Source organism: Nonomuraea sp. NPDC001699, from assembly GCF_053596455.1.
The window spans coordinates 17,378-37,693 of the sequence record NZ_JBSFGF010000002.1 but is presented as its reverse complement, the minus strand read 5'-3'; the positions used below and the strand labels follow the sequence as shown (position 1 = coordinate 37,693).

Genomic DNA, 20,316 nt, shown 5'->3' with positions numbered 1-20,316 from the left:
CGGGCGGAATCGTCCTCAGGGAGAAGGCCGCGGTACGCCGCCCGTGGTAGCCAGCATGCGCCGGACGATCCGGATCACCTCGCCGATCGTCACCTGGGCGTCGTCGTCGGACTCGCAGGCCGCCACCCCGCGCCCGGCCTCGCCCATCACGGTGGTCAGCAGGGCCACCAGCACGTTGCTCTCCGGCGTGTCCGCCAGGCCGAGCAGCCGTTTGTTGCCGCCGATCCACTCCCAGCCGCGCTGCCTGCGCAACGTGGTGAACTCGGCCGGGCCGTCGTTCTCCAGGAACAACCGGGCCACGTCGCGCTGCTCCCACGAGCCTTCCAGGTAGGCGCGGGCGCCGGCCAGGAACCGTTCCTCGCCGGCGCCCCCGGTGGCCTTGGCCGCGCGGGAGGTGCGTTCCTCCTGGTCGCGCATGAACTGCTCCCACAGGGCGAGGAACAGGCCCGGCTTGCCGCCGAAGTGGTGGTACAGGCTGCCGACGCTGATGCCCGACGTCTCGACGATGTCGGCGACCGTGGCCTCGGCGTACCCCTTGGCCAGGAAGACCTCGCGGGCGGCGCGCAGCAGGGTGTCGCGGGTGCCACTGGAACGTCCCCAGCCCCGGTTCTTCATTCGGTCATTATGTACGGTCCGCCAGGTTTGAACGGGAAATCGAACCGACCCGATCAAACGGAAACTTTCTCGCTTTCCCAGGAGTCGTACAGGTGCAAGGGGGCCCGGATCATTTCGAAACGGGGAAAGGATTCGGCGACAATGACTGTCGACCTGAACAACGCACAACCCCTGGCCTGGGATTCGGCCACGCTCGACGCGGACACCAAGGAGATGCTGGACAATCTCCAGCCCAACATTCTCCGCGCGCACGTGCGCGAGCATCTGTCCGTGCTGTTCGTCAGGTTCAACGACGTCGCCGCGGGAAAGGCGTTCCTGCGGCACATCGCCGTCACGAAGATGAAGTCCGCGCGCCGCCACCTTGAGGAGGTGCGCGAGTTCGGCGCGAACGGCCGGCGCGGCACTCCGTACGTCGGCATCGGCATCAGCAAGGCCGGGTACCGCGACCTCGGCCACTCCGTCGAGGACGTGCGCAAGTTCGGCGACAAGGTGTTCCGCGACGGCATGAAGCGGCGCGTCGCCGAGGTGGACGACCCGCCGGTGACCGAGTGGGAGCCCGCCTACCAGCGGGAGATCCACGCCGTCATCCTCATCGGCGACGCCCGCCAGGACCGGGTCGAGGAGCTGCGCGAGGAGATCCTGGGCGAGTTGCCCGCCAGCGCGCGGCTGCTCGGCGAGGAGACCGGCCACGGCATGCGCAACCCGGCCGGCGACGGCATCGAGCACTTCGGGTACGTGGACGGCCGCAGCCAGCCGCTGTTCGTGAAGGACGAGGTGGACAAGGAGCCGAAGGAGCACTGGGACCCCGCCTTCCCGCTCTCCAACATCCTGGTCGCCGACCCCTTCGCGCCGCACCCGCAGCGGCACTTCGGCAGCTACCTGGTCTTCAGGAAGCTGGAGCAGAACGTACGGGCGTTCAAGGAGATCGAGCAGGACCTGGCCGACGCCCTCGGCCTGCTCGGCGCCGACCGCGACCGGGCGGGCGCCATGCTCGTCGGCCGCTTCAAGGACGGCACCCCCGTCACGCTCAAGGCCAAGCCGGGCGGCGGCCCGGTGGCCAACGACTTCACCTTCGACGACGACCCGGGCTCGAAGTGCCCCTTCAGCGGGCACATCAGGAAGACGAACCCGCGATCGTTCGGCCGCGAGGTCCTCATGGCCCGCCGGGGCCAGACGTACGGCGACCGCACCGACGACCCCTGGGACGACTCCCCGCCCCGCACCCGCCCGAGCGGTGAGGTCGGTCTGCTGTTCATGGCCTTCAACAGCAGCCTGCTCGCCCAGTTCGAGTTCACGCAGCAGAGCTGGGCGAACAACGAGGACTTCCAGAACCCGGCGACCGGCCACGACCCGGTCATCGGGCAGGGAGCCCGTGACGTCAAGGTGAGCTGGCCGAAGGTGTGGGGCCGGGCCGAGCCGTCGTCCCTGCAGGCCCAGGTCACCCAGACGATCACGATGAAGGGCGGCGAGTACTTCTTCGCGCCGTCCCTGGCCTACCTCCGCAACCTGTGACACCCGGGCCCGGCGGGGACGCCCCCCGCCGGGCCACCCACCGCTCCGGCTCTTGTCGGGGCGGGGTTCTAAGATCGGATCTCCGGGGGGAGATCTGACGATGTTGCGGGCGTTCTTCAAGACAGAGGCGGGCAGCACGAGCGTGCTGCTCGTGGCCACCGCCCTGGCCATGCTCTGGGCCAACTCACCGTGGTCCGGCACCTACGAGGCGTTCTGGCACCTGCCCATGGGCATCTCGTTCGGCGACGCGGAGTTCTCCCTCGACCTGCGCCACTGGGTCAACGACGGCCTGATGAGCGTGTTCTTCTTCGTGATCGGCCTGGAGGTCTCCTACGAGGTGCGCCTCGGACAGCTGCGGGACCGGCGGCTGATCGCCGTGCCGGCCGTGGCCGCCCTCGGCGGCATGCTCGTGCCCGCCGCCGTCTACCTCGCGCTCAACCTCGGCGGCCCCGGCGCGGGCGGGTGGGGCGTGCCCATCGCCACCGACACCGCGTTCGTGCTGGGCGTGCTGGCCGTCGTCGGCGCGCGTTGTCCCGACCCGCTGCGGGCGTTCCTGCTGACGCTGGCCATCGTGGACGACGTGCTGGCCATCATGATCATCGCCATCTTCTACACGACGAGCCTGCAGCTCACCGCGCTCGTGGTGGCCGTCGTGCTGCTGGCGGCGATCGTGCTGCTGCGCCGGCTGAAGATCTGGCGGGCGCCGGCGTACATCGCGCTCGGGTTCGGGTTGTGGGTCGCGACGCTGGAGAGCGGCATCCACCCGACGCTCGTCGGCATCGCGCTCGGCGTCCTCGTCTTCGTCTACGCGCCCAGCGACCAGAAGTTGCTGCTCGCGGGCGAGGCCGTCCAGGAGTTCACCACCGAGCCGAGCGCGCGGGCGGCCAGGGAGGCCACGCGGCGCGTCCAGCGGGCCGTCTCGGTCAACGAACGGCTCCAGCTCCGCCTGCATCCCTGGAGCAGCTACGTGATCGTGCCGGTGTTCGCGCTGGCCAACGCCGGGGTGCGGCTCGACGGCGAGACCCTGCGGGCGGCCCTGACGTCGCCCATCTCCCTCGGGATCGCGCTGGGGCTGCTGCTCGGCAAGTTCGCCGGGATCTCGCTCGGCACGTGGCTGCCGCTGCGGCTCGGCTGGGGCATCCTGTCCGGGAACCTGGTGTGGGGGCAGTTGCTGGGCGGCGCGGCGGTCTCCGGGATCGGGTTCACGGTGGCGCTGTTCATCGTCGACCTGGCCTTCGACGACCCGGCCGTCCAGAGCCAGGCCAAGATCGGCATCCTGGCCGGGTCGCTGCTGTCCGCCGCGATGGGCTGGGTGATCTTCCGGATGGCCTGGGACCGTGGTGGCGTCTGCGCGCCTCCGGAGGCCGAGCCCGACGAGGAGCTGCCCGACGTGCTGTCCGTCCCGGTCGGCCCGGAGGACCACGTGCGGGGTCCGGCGAACGCGAAGGTGACCATCGTCGAGTACGGCGACTTCGAGTGCCCGTACTGCGGCCGTCTCCACCCGGTCCTGGACGAGATCCTGCGCAAGAACCCCGACGTACGGCTCGTCTTCCGGCATTTCCCGATCCGGTCGTTGCATCCCCGGGCCGCATCCGCCGCGATCGTCGCCGAGGCCGCCGCCGACCAGGGGCGGTTCTGGGAGATGCACGACATCCTCTACGACAACCAGCGCTTCCTCACCGACGCCGACCTCGAACACTACGCCGCCGAACTCGACGCCGACCCCTGGGGGGACGTGGCCGGGCACACCTCACGCATCGCGCTCGACGAGGCGTCCGGCAAGGAGAGCGGCGTACGCGGCACCCCCACGCTGTTCCTGAACGGCCGCCGTCACAAGGGCGGCCTGGACCTGCAGTCGATCAGCCGCGCGGTGGAAGAACTGCGCGAATCCCCGTAACGTCGCCCGAGTCCCCTTCTGGCTGGAGTCGCCCAATGAGTTTCCTCAACATGCTCACGAATCTGCTCCCCACCCTCCTGACCGCCCTGCTGCTCGTCGTGGGCGTCGTCATGATCGGGATGAACAGGCGGCACGTGGGCCGCGCGGCCGTCCTCGGCATGTCGGGATGCGGGCTGCTGCTGATCGGCACGCTGATCAACCTCGTGCTGAGCCTGCTGACGCAGATGCTGATCGAGTCGTACGGCAGCAGCATGATGGCCGTCCTGCCGTTCGCGTACCTCATCTCCTCGCTCTTCCACCTGGTCGGCATCGGGCTGCTGATCTGGGCCGTCGTCGCGCGCCGGAACGCGCCGCAGCAGTACCACCAGCCGTACCAGCAGCCCGCCCCCCAGCCCGGCCCCCAGGCGGGTCCCCAGCCCGGTCCTCAGGCCGGTTGGCAGCCGCCGCAGCCTCCCGGGGGGGGATCAGAGCGGTTACTGAGCCTTCCGACGTCTGGACAGCATTTCACCGGCAAGTATGACAATGTCGGCGTAACCCACCTCCAGCGCCGCGTCTGAGGGGATCATGAAGCGAGAGCCGCAGGAGCCGGATCCGAACCAGACCGTCATCCACCGCGTCCCCCATCCGGAGCAGACGTCCCTGCCCCCGCAGGGCCCGCCGGACGCGCCGTACACGCAGAGCCTGCCCTACACCCCGGACATGCTCCCCGACGTCCCCCTGTACGAGCCCACGCCGCCCCCGAAGTCGGCCTGGCGGTGGGTGATCCTGGTGGGCGGGCTCCTGCTGCTGGTCGCGGTGCTGGCCGTGGGCACGGTCCTGTGGGTGCGCGGCCAGGCGCCCTGAGGCCCGCATGAAGCTCCGGGTCAGGACGTGCGGGTGAAGTCCATCGTCCAGTTGGTCTCCCAGGTCTCGCCCTCGTCCGCCGAGAACGACTGCTCCCACCTGGCCCGGTGCTCGTCCACGACGGTCCAGAGGAACCGGCAGCGCACCGGCCGGCCCTCGTGGGTCTCCTCGCCGTGGAACTCGCCCCGGTTCCCGGTGAACGCGCCCACCATGGGCCGGGTGTCCAGCGTGCCGCTCGCGCTGCTGGCCCAGTAGATCGACCACTGCCCCGTCCGGGGGTGGTGGACGCGTACGGTCATCCCGTGCCATCCCTTTGTCGGGAAGGCGATCTCGTCGACGCTGGCCGCGCCGTCGAAGTGCCGGGTCGCGACCGACCGGCCGGGGAACTCGTCCCATTCGTCGCTGCCGGACAGCGGCTTGACGAGCCTGCGGTTCAGGACGTCCCAGGTGCCTGCCAGGAAATCGAAGTCGTTCATGTGAGCGAACGTACGGCCGGGTCACTGACATGTAGTGTCAGTGACCGTGCGCGCCTCCCGCCTGGTCTCGATCCTGCTGCTGTTGCAGACGCGCGGCCGCATGACGGCCCACGACCTGGCCGAGCGCCTGGAGGTCTCCGTACGCACCATCTACCGGGACATGGAGTCCCTGCACGCCGCCGGCATCCCCCTCTACGGCGACGCCGGGCCCAACGGCGGCTACCAACTCCTCGCCGGCTACCGCACCCGGCTCACCGGGCTGACCACCGACGAGGCCGAGTCGTTGTTCCTGGCCGGGCTGCCGGGCCCGGCGGCCGAGCTGGGCCTCGGCGCGGTGGTGACCGCGGCCCAGCTCAAGCTGATGGCCGCGCTCCCCGTCGAGCTGCGCGACCGCGCGGGCCGCATCCAGGAGCGCTTCCACCTCGACGCGCCCTCCTGGTACCGCGACGCCGAACCGGTCACCTACCTGCCCGCCGTGGCCGACGCCGTGTGGAACGAGCGGCCCGTCCAGGTCACCTACCGGAGGTGGAAGGCGCCGCAGGAGATGGAGCGGCGGCTGGAGCCGTACGGGCTGGTGGTCAAGGCGGGCCGGTGGTACCTGGTGGCGCGCTGCGGCGAGCACGTACGCACCTACCGCGTCTCCCAGATCCTCGACCTGCACGCACTCCCCGGCACGTTCGCCAGGCCCGAGGGCTTCCGCCTGGCGGACTACTGGCAGGGCTACCTGGCCGAGTTCGAGGCCAGGCTGAGGCGCGGCGAGGCGGTGGTCCGGCTGTCGCCGCGCGGCCTGGAACGCCTGCCCGACCTCATGACGCCCGGCGTCGCCGCGGCGGCGCGGGAGACCGCCGAGCCGCCGGACGCCGAGGGCTGGACGCGGGTCACCGTGCCGATCGAGTCGATGGAGCACGCGCTCGGTGAGTTCCTGCGACTGGGCACCGACGCCGAGGTGCTGTCCCCGGCCGCGCTGCGCGAGGCCCTGGGCGCGGCGGCGGCGGAGCTGGCCCGGCGCTACGCCTGACGGAAACTTTCACGCCCCCTTTTCGGCTGGCGCAGGTCAGAGCCCCGCCGAGGGACCGGCCGTTGTCACGCCGAAAGTTTCTCTTCATACTCGCAATATTTCAGGCGAACGAGAGGAACCCGATGAACCTGAGAGCTCGACTGGCAGGCGCCGTGATCGCCATCGCGGCGCTCGCCGTCGCGGGCCTGATCACCGCTCCTCCGGCCGCCTCGGCGCAGCTCACCGAGGTGACCGGCTTCGGCACCAACCCGACGAACCTGCGCATGCACCTGTACGTCCCCGACGGCGTCGGAACCCGTCCGCCGGTGCTGGTCGCCGTGCACTACTGCACCGGCTCCGGCCCCGCCTTCTACTCGGGCACCGAGTTCGCCTCGCTCGCCGACCGCTACAAGTTCATCGTGATCTACCCGTCGGCGACCAGGAGCGGCTCCTGCTTCGACGTCTCCTCCCCGCAGGCGCTGCGGCACGACGGCGGCAGCGACCCCGTCGGCATCGTGTCCATGGTCCGATACGTCCAGCAGCGGTACGCCACCGACCCCGCCCGCACGTACGTGACCGGCGCCTCCTCCGGCGGCATGATGACGAACGTGCTGCTGGGCGACTATCCGGACGTGTTCCAGGCAGGGGCGGCGTTCATGGGCGTGCCGTTCGGCTGCTTCGCCACCACCGACGGTTCGAGCTGGAACAGCGCGTGCGCGAACGGCCAGATCACCAAGACCCCGCAGCAATGGGGTGACCTGGTACGAGCCGCCTACCCCGGCTACACCGGCGCTCGCCCGCGCATGCAGGTGTGGCACGGCACCGAGGACTCCACCCTGCGCTACCCGAACTTCCAGGAGGAGATCAAGCAGTGGACGAACGTCCACGGCCTGCCCCAGACCCCGAGCCTCACCGACCAGCCCCAGCCCGGCTGGACCAGGACCAGGTACGGCGGCACGGGAACGACCGCCCAGGTCGAGGCGGTGAGCGTCCAGGGCGTCGGGCACAGCCTGCCCACAGGCGGGATGGCCGCGGCCGCCGTCGCCTTCCTCGGCCTGACCACCGGCGGCCCGACCCCGACCCCGACCCCGACGCCGACGCCGACGCCCACGCCCACGCCCACGCCCACGCCGACCACGAACCCGCCGGGCGCCTGCCGCGTCTCCTACACCACCAACGCCTGGAACACGGGCCTGACGGCGGCCGTCACGATCACCAACACCGGCGCCTCGACCCTGTCGTCATGGGCGCTGGGCTTCACGCTGCCCCCGGGCCAGACCGTCACCTCGGCCTGGAACGCCACGGTCTCCCCCGCGGCCGGCCAGGTCACCGCCAGGAACGTCGCCTACAACGCGACACTCGCGCCCGGCGCGTCGACGTCGTTCGGATTCCAGGCGACGCACACCGGCAACACGGCCGCGCCCGCCGCCTTCACGCTGAACAACAGCCCCTGTAACTGACCGTTCGTCCTGGGAGCCGTTCAAGGGCCGAGCCCCACCGGGTTCGGCCCTTGGAGGCCACTCGAACCAGGGAAGGAAACTGTGTGGAGCTATGGGGATTCGAACCCCAGACCTCCTCCATGCCATGGAGGCGCGCTACCAACTGCGCCATAGCCCCTGGTCACCGCTTCGGGTCCACCCGTTGCGGCGCTCCGAGAGCATATAGCCATCCGCGCCCTTTCGCCTAATCGCCCGACCGCCGTCCCGCTTGCGCCCGTGCCACCAGCACGGCGAGCCCGTCGAGCTGCCTGCGCAGCCCGAACTCGAAGACGGAATCCAGGTCCAGGTCGAGGCCGGGCGCGGTGACGACCTTGGCCAACGTGGGATAGGCCCCGGAGCTGAGCAGCTCCCCCAGTTCTCCCTCGTGCTCGCTCATCCACTCGTCCTCGGTGACCCCGGTCTCGGTACGCGCCTGCAACTCCGCCTCCAAGCTGACGGCGTTGCCCCGGATGAAGTTCACCAGCGCCACGACGGCGTGCAGCATGGTGCCGGCGTCGAGGCCGAGCCCGTCCAGGGCGCGCAGCAGCCGCTCGGTGTGCGCCATGCCATGCGGTACGAACTGCGGCCGGGTCAGCGAGACCGCCTGAGCCAGCCACGGATGCCGCAGATGCACCCGCCACAACTGCCTGACCTCCAGCTCCAGCTGCGGACGCCAGCCACGCGGCACCTGCCCCGCGGGCGGCTCCTCGCCATGGACGGCGTCCGTCATGAGCAGGACGAGCTCGTCTTTGCCCGCCACGTGCCGGTACAGGGACATGGCCGAGACGTCGAGGTCGGCGGCCAGCCGGCGCATCGACACGGCGGCCAGCCCCTCCCGGTCGGCGACCGCGACCGCCTGGCGCACGATGCGCTGCCGGGTGAGGTCCTGCGCGGCCCGCCGTACGGGCCCGGCGACGACGGTCCCGACGCCCGGCACGGCCCGGGTGAGCCCGTCCTCGCGCAACCTGCCCAGGGCCTTGGTCGCGGTGGCCATCGCCACCCCCCACTCCCGGATGATCTCCCGGGTCGACGGCACCCGGTCCCCCGGGGCCAGGTCGCCGCCGGTGATGCGATCGCGCAGTTCGTCCGCGATCCGCAGATGGACGGGCCGGTCCACGGCCACCCCTTTCCCGCACTAGTGCACCAGGCGCGGCACCCCTGACGGCACCTCACCGCCGCACTAGTGCGCCGGGCGCCCCTCTTGCCTGCTCCGAAACCCGAACCTACGGTACGCGTACAACGTACAGAGCGCACTATCAAGGGAGGCCACCGTGAAGGCCGTACTCATCTCCGGCGGAGGCGTCGCCGGGCCCACGCTCGCCCACTGGCTGGCCCGTCACGGGTTCCGGCCGACCGTCGTCGAGCGCGCCCCCGCCCTGCGCACCGGCGGCCAGGCCGTCGACTTCCGCGGCGTCCCGCAACTGGAGGTCCTCAGGCGCATGGGCGTGCTGGACACGATCAGGGCCGCCCAGACCGGAATGGGCGACATCGCCATCGTCGACGGCGACGGCAGACGGCTGGCCGGGCTGCCGTCCGAGGTGTTCAGCGGCGAGGTGGAGATCCTGCGCGGCGACCTGACCCGCATCCTGAACGAGGCCGCCCCCGCCGAACGCCTCTTCGACGACTCGATCACCTCCATGACCGAACGCCCCGACGGCGTGCACGTCACCTTCGAAAAGGCCGCGCCCCGCACGTTCGACCTGGTCGTGGGCGCGGACGGCATCCGCAGCAAGGTACGCGAGCTGGCCTTCCCCGCCACTCCCCTGCGCCATCTCGGCTTCTACGGCGCGATCTTCTCCGTCCCCGGCACGTACGGCCTGGACCATGACGGCCTGATGCACAACGTGCCGGGCCGCTGCGCCACCATCGTCAGGACGAACGGACGCACCAGGGCGGCGCTCGACTTCGCCACACCCCCGCTCGACCTCGACCACCGCGACCAGGCGGCGCAGCGGGCCCTGATCGCGCGGGCGTTCCGGGGAGTGGGCTGGCAGGTGCCGTCGCTGCTGGCGGCCATGGAGACAGCCGAGGACTTCTTCTTCTGGCAGGCCGCCCAGGTCGTCCTGCCCCGCCTGTCGTCCGGCCGGGTGGCGCTGGTCGGCGACGCCGGGTACGCCCCCGGCCCCGGCGGCATGGGCACCGGGCTCGGGGTGGTCGGGGCGTACGTGCTGGCCGCCGAGCTGGCCGCCGCCCCCGACGACCATGCGGCCGCGTTCGACGCCTACGAACGGCGGATGAGGCCGTACGTCCAGGTGTGCCAGAAGCAGGCCGAGGGGGCCGACAAATACCTTGTGCCGGGCACGCGGTCGCGGATCTGGCGGCGGAACCAGTTGATGCGCATGCTGCCGTACCTGCCGGGCAAGGGCATGGTGAAGCGGATGACGGAGAAGGCCGCGAGCGCCATCACGCTGCCGGAGCACACCCGGCAGGGCGCCCGCCGCCCCGCGTGGCCGGCCTGAGCCGGTCGGCTACACGACCGCTTCGGGGCGGTCGTCGCTGCTGATGGGCTCGGGAAGGGTGCCCGCGTTGTGTTCGAGCAGCCGCCAGCCCTGACGGCCCTCCTGCAGGACCGACCAGGAGCAGTTGCCCAGCCCGCCCAGCGTCGGCCACAGCTCCTCGGGCAGGCCGAGCAGCTCGCAGATGCCGAGGCGCAGCGCGGCGCCGTGCGAGGCGACGACCAGGAGCCCGTCGTCGTCGAGCCGGGACGCCCACTTGCGCATGGAGGTCGCCACCCGGACCGCGACCTCGGAGACGGGTTCGCCGTCGGGGGCCTCCCAGGCGACGTACTCCTCGGGCCAGCGCGCGGCGATCTCGTCGCGCGTCAGCCCCTCCCACTGACCGCCGCCGCGTTCGCGGAAGTCCTTGTCGACGCTCACGTCGAGCCCGACGAGCCGCCCGAGCGCCAGGGCCGTGTCATGGGCGCGCTGGAGGTCGGAGGAGACGATGAGGGTGGGCCGCAGCGAGGCCAGCAGCGAGGCCGCCCTGGCCGCCTGCGCGACGCCGGTCTCGTCGAGCGGGATGTCGGAATGCCCCTGGAAGCGGTGCTCCACGTTCCACAGGGTCTGTCCGTGGCGGAGGCAGACGATCCGCCTGCTCAACTGCGGGCCCGCTGCATGTTGGCGAGCATGACGCTCTCCGGCAGGCTGATGGCCGGGCAGTCCTTCCACAGGCGCTCGAGCGCGTAGAACGTGCGGTCTTCCTCATGCTGGACGTGCACGACGATGTCGATGAAGTCGAGCAGCACCCAGCGGCCCTCGCGCTCGCCCTCGCGGCGCACGGGCTTGGCGTCGGCCTCGGTGCGCAGCCGGTCTTCGATCTCGTCGACGATGGCGCGGACCTGGCGGTCGTTCGTGGCTGAGCAGAGCAGGAAGGCGTCGGTGATGACGAGCTGCTCGCTCACGTCATAGGCGAGGATGTCATCGGCCAGCTTGTCGGCCGCGGCCTCGGCGGCGATCTGGACGAGCTGAACGGATCTGTCGGATGCGGTCACGATGCGGGTCTGTCCTCCTGTGTCGGCAGCATGCCCATATACCGAGGGTACCCTTCCAGGCCGAAACCCCTCACCCATGGCACGGAGAGCTTCAGCCTTCCCCGTGATACAACCCTCGTTTGTTGATGTACTGCACGATTCCGTCGGGTACCAGATACCAGATCGGCTCCCCCTTGGACACCCGCTGACGGCACTCCGACGAGGAGATGGCCAGCGCGGGAATCTCCAGGAGTGTCACCCTGCCCTCGGGCAGCCCCGGATCGTGCAACGTGTGCCCCGGACGCGTGCAGCCCACGAAGTGCGCCAGCTCGAACAGCTCGTCGGCGTCCTGCCAGCCGAGGATCGCGCCGAGCGCGTCGGCGCCGGTGATGAAGTACAGGTCCACCTGCGGGCCGTAAACGGTGGAGATGTCGCGCAATGTGTCAATGGTGAAGGTGGGGCCGGGGCGGTCCACGTCGACCCGGCTCACGGAGAAGCGGGGGTTGGAGGCCGTCGCGATGACCGTCATCAGATAGCGGTCCTCGGGGGCCGACACCTCGCGTCCGGACTTCTGGTACGGCCGCCCGGTCGGCACGAACACGACCTCGTCGAGGTCGAAGTGATGGGCGACCTCGCTTGCTGCGACCAGGTGGCCGTGGTGGATGGGATCGAACGTCCCACCCATCACACCTACCCGCCGCTTCCCCTGGATACCAGGCGCGTTCATCATGAATCGGACCTTACGTGGACGTGGTACCCGAACATGATGGCACCCCCCTTGGTGATGTCCGCGCATCCCCTCCGTTGCGGACGTAGCATGCCGGGCATGACGACCACCCCGGACCGCAACCGCGTCCAACTGCCCGGCATCTCGTCCCGTGCCTACGAACACCCCGCAGACCGGTCCGCCCTGGTCGCTCTGCGTAAGTTGAGTGGGTTCGACACGGTTCTCAAGCAGATGTCCGGCCTTGTAAGTGAGCGCCGACTTCGCCTGATGTATCTGGCGTCGTCCGTGCGCGTCAGCGAGACCCAGTTCCGTGCGCTGTACGACATGGGCCGCGACGCCGCCTACACCCTCGACCTGCACCGCATCCCGGAGATCTACGTCCAGCAGGACCCGCAGGTCCAGGCCAAGGCCATCGGCTTCGACGACCCGTTCATCGTCGTCACCACCGGCCTGCTCAACCTCATGGACGAAGAGGAGCAGCGCTTCGTCATCGGCCACGAGACCTCCCACATCCTGTCGGGTCACGCGGTCTACCGGACGATGCTCGACATCCTCACCCGCCTCGCCACGCGCGTCGCCTGGATCCCGCTCGGCTACATCGGGTTGCGCGCGATCGTCGCGGGCCTGGAGGAGTGGTATCGCAAGTCGGAGCTCTCCTCCGACCGCGGCGGCCTGCTGACCGCCCAGAACCCCGACTCGGCCAAGCGCGCGCTGATGAAGCTCGCCGGCGGCGCCTACACCCACGAGATGAACATCGAGGCGTTCCTGGCGCAGTACCAGGAGTACGACACCGCGGGCGACCTGCGCGACGGCTTCCTCAAGGTGCTCAACCTACTCGGCACCACCCACCCCTTCGCCGTGGTGCGCGTGGCCGAGCTCGACAAGTGGCAGCGCAGCGGCGAGTACGACCGCATCATCGGCGGCGACTACCCGCGCCGCGAGGACGACGCCAACGCACGGGTGACCGACGAGATCAAGGCGGCGGCCGAGTCCTACCGCGCCTCCTGGTCGCAGTCGCAGGACCCGTTCATCGGCGTGCTGCGCGACGTGGCCGAAGGGGCGGTGAACGCGGGCGAGCGCATCTTCAACCGCTTCTCGCGCCGCGACGGCGGTCAGGGCTGACCGGCCGGCCGTCCTCGCCGTCTACAGCAGAAGGGCGATCGCGCGCACGGCGGCCGCGCACAGGGCGACGAACCCGCCCAGCACGGCCAGTGCGCGCAGCCCTTCCCTGCGCAACTCCGGCAGCTTGCCGCCGATCCGTTCGATCTCGCGCCCGGTGATACCGCCGCACAACATGCCGAACACCACCGCCGCGACCGTCACGGGCGCCGGCTGCTGCCACCAGTCGGAGTCGATCTGACCGCCCCCGGTCACCCAGAGCGCGCCGCCCGACGCCACCGCGACGGGCACCCCCGGCCACACCACGGCGGTCGCCGCCGCCCCGGTCAGCGCGAACGGGAACAGCAACACGCGCAGCGCGATCCGCATGCGACGCGCGCTGCGCTTCCTGACCAGCCAATGACTCATCCAGAGCGTCCTGGTCAGCACCACGAACGCCGTGGTGATGGCGATGGAGGCGATCGGCCAGATCACCGACGTCACCACGCACGGCACCGCCAGCACCGCGAGCAGCAGCAGAGCGGTGTTGCCCGCGGGCAGCGTGGTCGGCGACTCGGCCCTGAGCCTGCCCCGCCGGCCGCCGTCCTGTGACCTGCTCCGCACGGCCGCCGTCGCCCGCGCGCGCGGGCCCGTCTTGGGCTCCGCGCCGGTCCTGGACCGGGACGCGGCGGCCTTGCCGTCGGTGCCAGTCCTGCCCCTCGGCGGCGGAACCGCGCCGTCGGCCCTGACCCGCGTCCCGTCGGCGCCGGTCCTGGCGCGCGTTCCGTCCGCTGCGGTTCTGGCGCGGGGGCCGGGGGTCGAGCCGTCGGTGCCCGTCCTGGCGCGGGTGCCTTCCGTTCCCGTCCTGGCGCGGGGGCCGGGGGTGGCCGGGCCGTCGGCGCCGGTCCTGGCGCGCGTCCCGTCCGCTGCGGTTCTGGCGCGGGGGCCGGGGGCCGCGCCGTCCATGCCCGGCCTGGGGCGCGTGCCCGAGGCGGCGCCTTCGGCCCGGCTCCTCGCCGCCGGCGGCTCGGTCCGGTTCCTGGGTACGGGCGGCTTCCCGTCCACGCCGGTACGCGTGCGCGGCACGGGCGTCTTGCCCTCCGTGCCCGTACGGCCGCGCGGCACGGGCGTCTTGCCCTCCGTGCCGGTCCGGCCGCGTGGCGCGGGGATCTCGGCCGCCGCGCCGTTCGCCCGGCTCCGCTCCCTCTCGCCCCTGGACGCCTCCTCGGCGGCCGCGGGCGCGTCGCCGTCGGGGCCGCTGGTGGCCTTGGCCAGCCGGGAGAGCCGGTCGGCCAGCAGCGCGGCGGTGGGCCGCTTGCCGGGCTCCCGGTTGAGCGCGGCCCGCACCAGCGGCAGCAGCGCCACCGGCACGCCCTTGAGGTCGGCCTGCCCGTTCAGCACCGCGTACATCTGCGCCTCGGCCGTGCCGCGCCCGAACGTGGGCCGCCCGGTCGCCGAGAACGCCACGGTGGCCGCCCAGGCGTGCACGTCGGCGGGCGAGTCGACCTGCTCGTCGGCGAAGATCTCCGGCGCGGTGTAGCCGGGCGTGCCGAGGAACGTGCCGGTCATGGTGAGCCTGGTCGCATCGAGCACCTGCGCGATGCCGAAGTCGATGAGGACCGGCCCCTCGGTGCCCATGATGATGTTGCCCGGCTTCAGGTCACGGTGCACGACCCCGGCCGCGTGGATGATGGCCAGCGCCGCCGCGATGCCCTGCGCCATGTGCACGAGCTGCCCCAGGTCGAGCGGCCCGCTCTGGCGTACGCGCTCCAGCAGCGTGACGCCCTCGATGTGCTCCATGACCAGGTACGGCCGGGCACAGCTCAGATCGGCGTCGAGCACCTTGGCCACGTAGGGGCTCTCGACCCTGCGCAGCGCGCGCACCTCACGTTCCAGCCTGACCCGGGACATCTCGTCCTCGGTCAGGTCGTGGAGGACCTTGAGTGCGACCTGCTCGCCACGGCGGGTGGTGGCGAGGTACACCTCGCCCATCCCTCCTCGGCCGAGCCGCTCGACCAGGCTGTACGGCCCGACCTTGCCGAGCTTGCTCACCGTCCCTCCCCGCCCGGCGCGCCCATAAGGGACACAACCCTAGCGCTGGGACGACAGTTGACGCCCGCGGCGCGCCGGAGCCGTTGAACCTTTATCGGTGTGAACGGTCGGAGAGCATGCTGTCGAACTCGGCCGTGGGTTCCTCGGACAGGGCCTTGCGCCCCTTCCTGCGCCAGTTGACGTGACCGCGGCGCTCCAGCCAGAGCAGCAGGCGGTCGGCGCCGAACAGCACCGCGGCGGAGAAGACAAGGGCGACGACAATTTCCATGACACCCAGTCAACCCAGGCCGCGGGCCGCCGGTCAGCCCGACACGCCGACTAACCGCAAGCCGGGCCGGGCACCACGGTGCCTTCTGACGTGCGCAGATGCCCTTCTCCTGTGTAGACCCACTTGGTGGAGGTCAGCTCCGGCAGGCCCATCGGCCCGCGCGCGTGCAGCTTCTGCGTGGAGATGCCGATCTCCGCGCCGAACCCGAACTCGCCCCCGTCGGTGAACCTGGTCGAGGCGTTCACCGCCACGGCCGCCGAGTCGACGAGCGCGACGAAGCGGCGGGCGGCCCGCTGCGACCGGGTGACGATCGCGTCGGTGTGCCCGGAGCCGTAGCGCCGGATGTGGGCGACGGCGTCCTCCAGCGAGCCGACGACGGCGGCGGCGATGTCGAGTGACAGGTATTCGGTGAAGAAGTCGTCCTCGGTGACCGGCACGACCTCCCCGTAACCGGCGATCCGCTCGTCACCGTGGACGGTCACCCCCGCCTCGGCCAGCGCCCGCAGCGCCCTGGGCACGAACGCGTCGGCGACCCCCTCGTGCACGAGGAACGTCTCGGCCGCGTTGCACACCGACGGCCGCTGCGCCTTGGAGTTGACCAGGATCTGCACGGCCAGGTCGAGATCGGCCTCCGCGTCGACGTAGACGTGGCAGTTGCCCACGCCGGTCTCGATCACCGGCACCGTGGACTCCTCGACCACCGAGTTGATCAGCGCCGCGCCGCCGCGCGGGATCAGCACGTCGACCAGCCCGCGGGCGCGCATCAGCTCCTTGACCGAGTCGCGCGTCCGGCCCGGCACGAGCTGCACCGCGCCGGCGGGCACCTGCGTGCCGGCGAGCGCGTCCTGCATGATCCGCACCAGCGCCGTGTTGGAGGAGTAGGCGCTCGACGAGCCCCTCAGCAGCACCGCGTTGCCGCTCTTGAGGCAGAGCGCGGCGGCGTCGACCGTGACGTTGGGACGCCCCTCGTAGATGATCCCGATCACGCCCAGCGGCACCCTGACCTGCCGCAGCTCCAGCCCGTTGGGCAGCGTGCTCCCCCGGATGACCTCGCCGACCGGGTCGGGCAGGTCGGCCACCTCCCGCACGGCCTCGGCGATGGCCCCGATCCTGGCCTCGTCGAGCCGCAGCCGGTCGACCATCGCCTCGGACGTGCCCTGGGCCCGCGCCCGCTCGACGTCATCGGCGTTGGCCTCGACGATCTCCGCCGCGTGCGCGACCAGGGCGTCGGCGATCACCCGCAACGCCCGGTCCTTCGGCGCCCGCGGCAGCGGGGCCAGCTCGGCGGCGGCCTCTCGTGCCGCGCGGGCGACCTTCAGGAACTCCTCGGACATCGCGTGCTCCTCACTGGTGATGGCCTTCCAGTATGACGATGTCGTCCCGGTGAATCAGCTCGCGTTCATATTCCGGACCGAGCGTGCTGGCCAGCTCTCTCGTTGAGCGTCCGAGCAGCCCGGGGATCTCGGCGGCGTCGAAGTTGACCAGGCCGCGCGCCACCACCCCGCCCTGCGGAGCACACAGGTCGACGGGGTCGCCCGCGGCGAACTCGCCCTCCACGGACGTCACGCCGGCGGGCAGCAGCGACTTGCGGCGGCCCACGATCGCCTCGACCGCCCCCTGGTCGAGGTGCAGCCGGCCGCGCCCGGTGGTGGCGTGGGCGAGCCACAGCAGCCGCGTGCCGGGGTGCCGGCCGCCGGGGTGGAAGTAGGTGCCGATGTCGGCCCCGGCGAGCGCCTGGGCTGCGTGGGCGGCGGCGGTGAGCACGACCGGCACGCCCGCGCCCGTGGCGATCCTGGCCGCCTGGACCTTGGTCACCATGCCGCCGGTGCCGACCGCCGCGCCGTTCCTGCCCAGCTCGACGCCGACCAGGTCCTCGGGGCCGCGGACCTCGGCCAGCCGGCGCGAGCCCGCCCGGCTCGGCGGGCCGTCGTAGAGGGCGTCGACGTCGGACAGCAGCACCAGCGCGTCGGCGTGGGTCAGATGGGAGACCAGCGCCGCGAGCCGGTCGTTGTCGCCGAACCTGATCTCGTCGGTCGCGACCGTGTCGTTCTCGTTGACGATCGGCACGATGCCCAGCTCCAGCAGCCGGGCCAGGGTGCGCTGGGCGTTGGCGTGGTGGGCGCGGCGCATCATGTCGTCGGCGGTCAGCAGCACCTGGCCGACGCGCAGGCCGTAGCGGGCGAAGGAGGAGGTGTAGCGCGCGACCAGCACCCCCTGGCCGACGGAGGCGGCCGCCTGCTGGGTGGCCAGGTCGCGTGGTCGCGCCGACAACCCCAGCGGGCCGAGGCCCGCCGCGATCGCTCCCGACGAGACCAGCACGATCTGCGTCCCGGCACGCCGCCGCGCCGCCAGGACGTCGACGAGGGCGTCAACCCGGTCGACGTCGATCATGCCCTGGGGGGTGGTGAGCGAGGAGGAGCCGACCTTGACGACGACCCTCGACGCTGAGCTGATCTGTTCCCGCACGCCTGGCAGCCTATCCGAGCCCGCCCCCCACCCCAGGCCCCCTTCACCCCAGGCAGAACCCCACGACCGACCGCCCCCACGACCGACCGCCCGCACCACCAGGGTCCGACCGCCACTGCACCGCCGTCCCGCCACCGCCGCCCCGCAGCGGGACCGCCACCCCTGTCACCACCGCACCGCAGCGGGACCGTCACCGGACGGCGGCGCGACCACCAGGCGGCTGTCAACCTCAGACGGCCGTCCGAGCCACGCCGCTGTCTACCCCAGACGGGCGTCCAAGCCGCGCCGCTGTCTACCTCAGACGGTCGTCCCAGGCCGCCGCTGTCTACCTCAGACGGTTGTCCGAGCCACGCGGCCCCTGCCGCACCGACTCCGCGCTGAGCGTCGGCTGCCAGTCGAAGACGTACCCGCCCTCCATCGGCCCGATGACCACCTCGGCCCCGGCCTTGGCGCCCGCCTTGACCAGTTCTTCTTCCACACCCAGCCGTTCGAGCCGATCGGCCAGGTAACCGACGGCCTCGTCGTTGCTGAAGTCGGTCTGCCGGATCCACCGCTCCGGCTTCTCACCGGTGACCTGGAACATGTTCTCGTTGACCCGCCGCACCTTGAACCCGGCCTCACCGAGCTGCTTGGGCCTGATCACCAGTCGGGTGGGCTCCTCGACCGGCTTGTTGGCCCTGGCCGCCGCCACCCACTCGCCCATCGCGTACGTGAGCTCCCGCAGCCCGTCGTGCGTGGCCGCCGAGATGACGAAGACCTGCAGCCCCCGCTCCTCGAACTCGGCCCTGACCATGTCGGCCAGCTCCCGCGCGTCGGGCACGTCGGCCTTGTTCAGCACGATCATCCGCGGCCGGTCCTCAAGCTTCCCGTACGCCCGCAGCTCGGCCTCGATCACCTCGTAGTCGCTGATCGGGTCGCGTCCCGGCTCCATGGTCGCGCAGTCGATGACGTGCACGAGCATGTCGCAACGCTCGACGTGGCGGAGGAACTCGTGCCCGAGCCCCTTGCCCTGCGAGGCCCCCGGGATCAGACCGGGCACGTCGGCGACGGTGAACACGTTCTCGCCGGCCGTCACGACCCCCAGGTTGGGGATGAGCGTGGTGAACGGGTAGTCCGCGATCTTCGGCTTGGCCGCGCTCAGCGCCGCGATCAGCGACGACTTGCCCGCGCTGGGGAACCCGACCAGCGCCACGTCGGCGACGCTCTTGAGCTCCAGCATGACGTCGAGCCCGTCACCGGGCTCCCCGAGCAGCGCGAACCCGGGCGCCTTGCGCCTGGATGTGGCCAGCGCGGCGTTGCCGAGCCCGCCGTGGCCGCCCTGGGCGATGACGTACCGCGTGCCGGCTCCCACGAGGTCCACCAGCACCTCACCCGTGCCGGCGTCCTTCACCACGGTCCCGTTCGGGACGACGAGGATCACGTCGTCGCCGTTGGCGCCGTCGCGGTTGGAGCCCTGCCCCTGCTTGCCGTTGTCGGCGCTGCGGTGGGGACGGCGGTGGTAGTCCAGCAGCGTCGCGGTGTTGGGATCGACCTCAAGGATCACGTCGCCACCGCGGCCGCCGTTCCCTCCGTCGGGACCGCCGAGCGGCTTGAACTTCTCCCGGTGGATGGAGGCACACCCGTTCCCCCCGTCACCGGCCTTGACGTGCAGGACCACCTGGTCCACGAAGTCCGGCATCCAGCTCTCCTCCATCAGCCCACCAGGGCATACAAGATCAACTACAACCGGGCGCCCCCGCAGGGCCCCAGAAAACGCCTAAGGGGTGGATCGACAGGCGATCCACCCCTTGAAGCAACACCGAAGCGAAGCTGATTACTCCGCGACGGGAACGATGCTGACGGCGCGACGACCGCGCTTGACGCCGAACTGCACGTGGCCGGCGGCCAGCGCGAACAGCGTGTCATCGCCACCGCGGCCGACGTTGTCGCCGGGGTGGAAGTGGGTGCCGCGCTGGCGAACGATGATCTCGCCCGCGTTCACCAGCTGGCCGCCGAAGCGCTTGACGCCCAGGCGCTGAGCATTGGAGTCACGGCCGTTCCGGGTGGACGACGCGCCCTTCTTGTGTGCCATCTCTCAAACTCCCGATCAGGCCTGGTCGATACCGGTGATCTTCACCTGGGTGTACCGCTGACGGTGACCCTGGCGCTTCTTGTAACCGGTCTTGTTCTTGTACTTGAGAATGCGGATCTTCGGGCCCTTGGTCTCACCGAGGATCTCGGCGTTGACCGTGAACTTGCCCGCCTCGGTGGTCACATCGCCGTCGTTGACGACGAGCACCGTCGGCAGCGTAACCGAAGAGCCGACCTCGCCGGCGACCTTGTCCACCTCGAGGACGTCACCGACGGAGACCTTCTGCTGCCTGCCGCCGCAACGAACGATCGCGTACACCGCGGAACCCTTCTACTGACTCGCTGTTG

At 71.1% G+C, this 20,316-nt stretch carries 21 protein-coding genes and 1 tRNA gene; 8 read left to right on the top strand and 14 right to left on the bottom strand.

Going from position 1 to position 20,316, the window contains the following annotated elements; genetic code table 11:
* Positions 1-15: 15 nt before the first annotated feature.
* Entirely contained in the window at positions 16-615 is a 600-nt protein-coding gene (locus ACWCSU_RS05605; RefSeq protein ID WP_357698872.1) for a TetR/AcrR family transcriptional regulator, read from the bottom strand.
* Between the two features lie 141 nt (positions 616-756).
* On the opposite strand from ACWCSU_RS05605, the gene ACWCSU_RS05600 reads away from it, so the two are divergent.
* From ACWCSU_RS05600 to ACWCSU_RS05585, 4 genes are all read left to right on the top strand, one after another.
* Positions 757-2,127: a Dyp-type peroxidase gene (locus ACWCSU_RS05600; RefSeq protein ID WP_364090984.1), complete on the top strand. Its 1,371-nt coding sequence runs from the start codon at positions 757-759 to the stop codon at positions 2,125-2,127.
* Between the two features lie 100 nt (positions 2,128-2,227).
* Complete coding sequence (nhaA, locus tag ACWCSU_RS05595) at positions 2,228-4,024, top strand: Na+/H+ antiporter NhaA (protein WP_449933779.1); 1,797 nt, start codon at positions 2,228-2,230, stop codon at positions 4,022-4,024.
* A gap of 50 nt (positions 4,025-4,074) precedes the next feature.
* Positions 4,075-4,581, top strand: a complete 507-nt coding sequence (locus ACWCSU_RS05590) for a hypothetical protein (protein ID WP_449933777.1) — start codon at positions 4,075-4,077, stop codon at positions 4,579-4,581.
* A gap of 7 nt (positions 4,582-4,588) precedes the next feature.
* Positions 4,589-4,867: a hypothetical protein gene (locus ACWCSU_RS05585; protein ID WP_357698882.1), complete on the top strand. Its 279-nt coding sequence runs from the start codon at positions 4,589-4,591 to the stop codon at positions 4,865-4,867.
* Positions 4,868-4,887: 20 nt separating this feature from the next.
* Here the strand turns inward: ACWCSU_RS05585 and ACWCSU_RS05580 are convergent, their stop codons facing one another.
* Positions 4,888-5,343, bottom strand: a complete 456-nt coding sequence (locus ACWCSU_RS05580; protein WP_357698885.1) for a hypothetical protein — start codon at positions 5,341-5,343, stop codon at positions 4,888-4,890.
* 46 nt (positions 5,344-5,389) lie between these two features.
* Between ACWCSU_RS05580 and ACWCSU_RS05575 the strand changes: the two genes are divergently transcribed.
* Positions 5,390-6,361 (top strand): helix-turn-helix transcriptional regulator, encoded by a 972-nt coding sequence (locus ACWCSU_RS05575; RefSeq protein WP_449933774.1) that lies wholly within the window; start codon positions 5,390-5,392, stop codon positions 6,359-6,361.
* Positions 6,362-6,483: 122 nt separating this feature from the next.
* Positions 6,484-7,800: an extracellular catalytic domain type 1 short-chain-length polyhydroxyalkanoate depolymerase gene (locus tag ACWCSU_RS05570; RefSeq protein ID WP_449933772.1), complete on the top strand. Its 1,317-nt coding sequence runs from the start codon at positions 6,484-6,486 to the stop codon at positions 7,798-7,800.
* 84 nt (positions 7,801-7,884) lie between these two features.
* Here ACWCSU_RS05570 and ACWCSU_RS05565 read toward each other — a convergent pair.
* Positions 7,885-7,957 (bottom strand) — tRNA-Ala (locus ACWCSU_RS05565).
* 66 nt (positions 7,958-8,023) lie between these two features.
* A complete protein-coding gene (locus tag ACWCSU_RS05560) occupies positions 8,024-8,935 on the bottom strand; it encodes a TetR/AcrR family transcriptional regulator C-terminal domain-containing protein (RefSeq protein ID WP_449933771.1) in 912 nt (303 codons plus the stop codon).
* A gap of 154 nt (positions 8,936-9,089) precedes the next feature.
* Here ACWCSU_RS05560 and ACWCSU_RS05555 point away from each other — a divergent pair, with 154 nt between their 5' ends.
* The gene (locus ACWCSU_RS05555) at positions 9,090-10,277 is read left to right on the top strand and encodes an FAD-dependent monooxygenase (protein WP_449933769.1); all 1,188 of its coding nucleotides are present in this window, start codon (positions 9,090-9,092) and stop codon (positions 10,275-10,277) included.
* 9 nt (positions 10,278-10,286) lie between these two features.
* Here the strand turns inward: ACWCSU_RS05555 and ACWCSU_RS05550 are convergent, their stop codons facing one another.
* From ACWCSU_RS05550 to nadD, 3 genes are all read right to left on the bottom strand, one after another.
* Positions 10,287-10,916 carry a histidine phosphatase family protein gene (locus tag ACWCSU_RS05550; protein ID WP_357698895.1) on the bottom strand — a complete coding sequence of 210 codons (630 nt, stop codon included), beginning with the start codon at positions 10,914-10,916 and terminating at the stop codon, positions 10,287-10,289.
* On the bottom strand, positions 10,913-11,308 hold the full coding sequence (rsfS, locus tag ACWCSU_RS05545; RefSeq protein WP_357698897.1) for a ribosome silencing factor: 396 nt from the start codon (positions 11,306-11,308) through the stop codon (positions 10,913-10,915). The genes ACWCSU_RS05550 and rsfS overlap by 4 nt, the downstream gene beginning before the upstream one ends.
* Positions 11,309-11,399: 91 nt before the next feature.
* Positions 11,400-12,017: a nicotinate-nucleotide adenylyltransferase gene (nadD, locus tag ACWCSU_RS05540; RefSeq protein WP_357698899.1), complete on the bottom strand. Its 618-nt coding sequence runs from the start codon at positions 12,015-12,017 to the stop codon at positions 11,400-11,402.
* A gap of 87 nt (positions 12,018-12,104) precedes the next feature.
* On the opposite strand from nadD, the gene ACWCSU_RS05535 reads away from it, so the two are divergent.
* Positions 12,105-13,136, top strand: coding sequence for a M48 family metallopeptidase (locus ACWCSU_RS05535; RefSeq protein WP_357698901.1), 1,032 nt, complete (start codon positions 12,105-12,107; stop codon positions 13,134-13,136).
* Between the two features lie 21 nt (positions 13,137-13,157).
* Here the strand turns inward: ACWCSU_RS05535 and ACWCSU_RS05530 are convergent, their stop codons facing one another.
* The 7 genes from ACWCSU_RS05530 to rplU form a co-directional block, all read right to left on the bottom strand.
* Positions 13,158-15,164 (bottom strand): protein kinase domain-containing protein, encoded by a 2,007-nt coding sequence (locus ACWCSU_RS05530; protein WP_449933765.1) that lies wholly within the window; start codon positions 15,162-15,164, stop codon positions 13,158-13,160.
* A 91-nt stretch (positions 15,165-15,255) separates the two neighbouring features.
* Positions 15,256-15,432 (bottom strand): hypothetical protein, encoded by a 177-nt coding sequence (locus tag ACWCSU_RS05525; RefSeq protein ID WP_357698905.1) that lies wholly within the window; start codon positions 15,430-15,432, stop codon positions 15,256-15,258.
* Between the two features lie 50 nt (positions 15,433-15,482).
* Complete coding sequence (locus ACWCSU_RS05520; protein ID WP_449933763.1) at positions 15,483-16,766, bottom strand: glutamate-5-semialdehyde dehydrogenase; 1,284 nt, start codon at positions 16,764-16,766, stop codon at positions 15,483-15,485.
* A 10-nt stretch (positions 16,767-16,776) separates the two neighbouring features.
* Complete coding sequence (gene proB / locus ACWCSU_RS05515; protein WP_357698909.1) at positions 16,777-17,898, bottom strand: glutamate 5-kinase; 1,122 nt, start codon at positions 17,896-17,898, stop codon at positions 16,777-16,779.
* Positions 17,899-18,223: 325 nt separating this feature from the next.
* Positions 18,224-19,576 carry a GTPase ObgE gene (gene obgE, locus ACWCSU_RS05510; RefSeq protein ID WP_364091017.1) on the bottom strand — a complete coding sequence of 451 codons (1,353 nt, stop codon included), beginning with the start codon at positions 19,574-19,576 and terminating at the stop codon, positions 18,224-18,226.
* Between the two features lie 135 nt (positions 19,577-19,711).
* Positions 19,712-19,969, bottom strand: a complete 258-nt coding sequence (gene rpmA / locus ACWCSU_RS05505) for a 50S ribosomal protein L27 (protein WP_012893687.1) — start codon at positions 19,967-19,969, stop codon at positions 19,712-19,714.
* A 15-nt stretch (positions 19,970-19,984) separates the two neighbouring features.
* Entirely contained in the window at positions 19,985-20,287 is a 303-nt protein-coding gene (gene rplU, locus ACWCSU_RS05500) for a 50S ribosomal protein L21 (protein ID WP_357698913.1), read from the bottom strand.
* Positions 20,288-20,316: the final 29 nt, after the last annotated feature.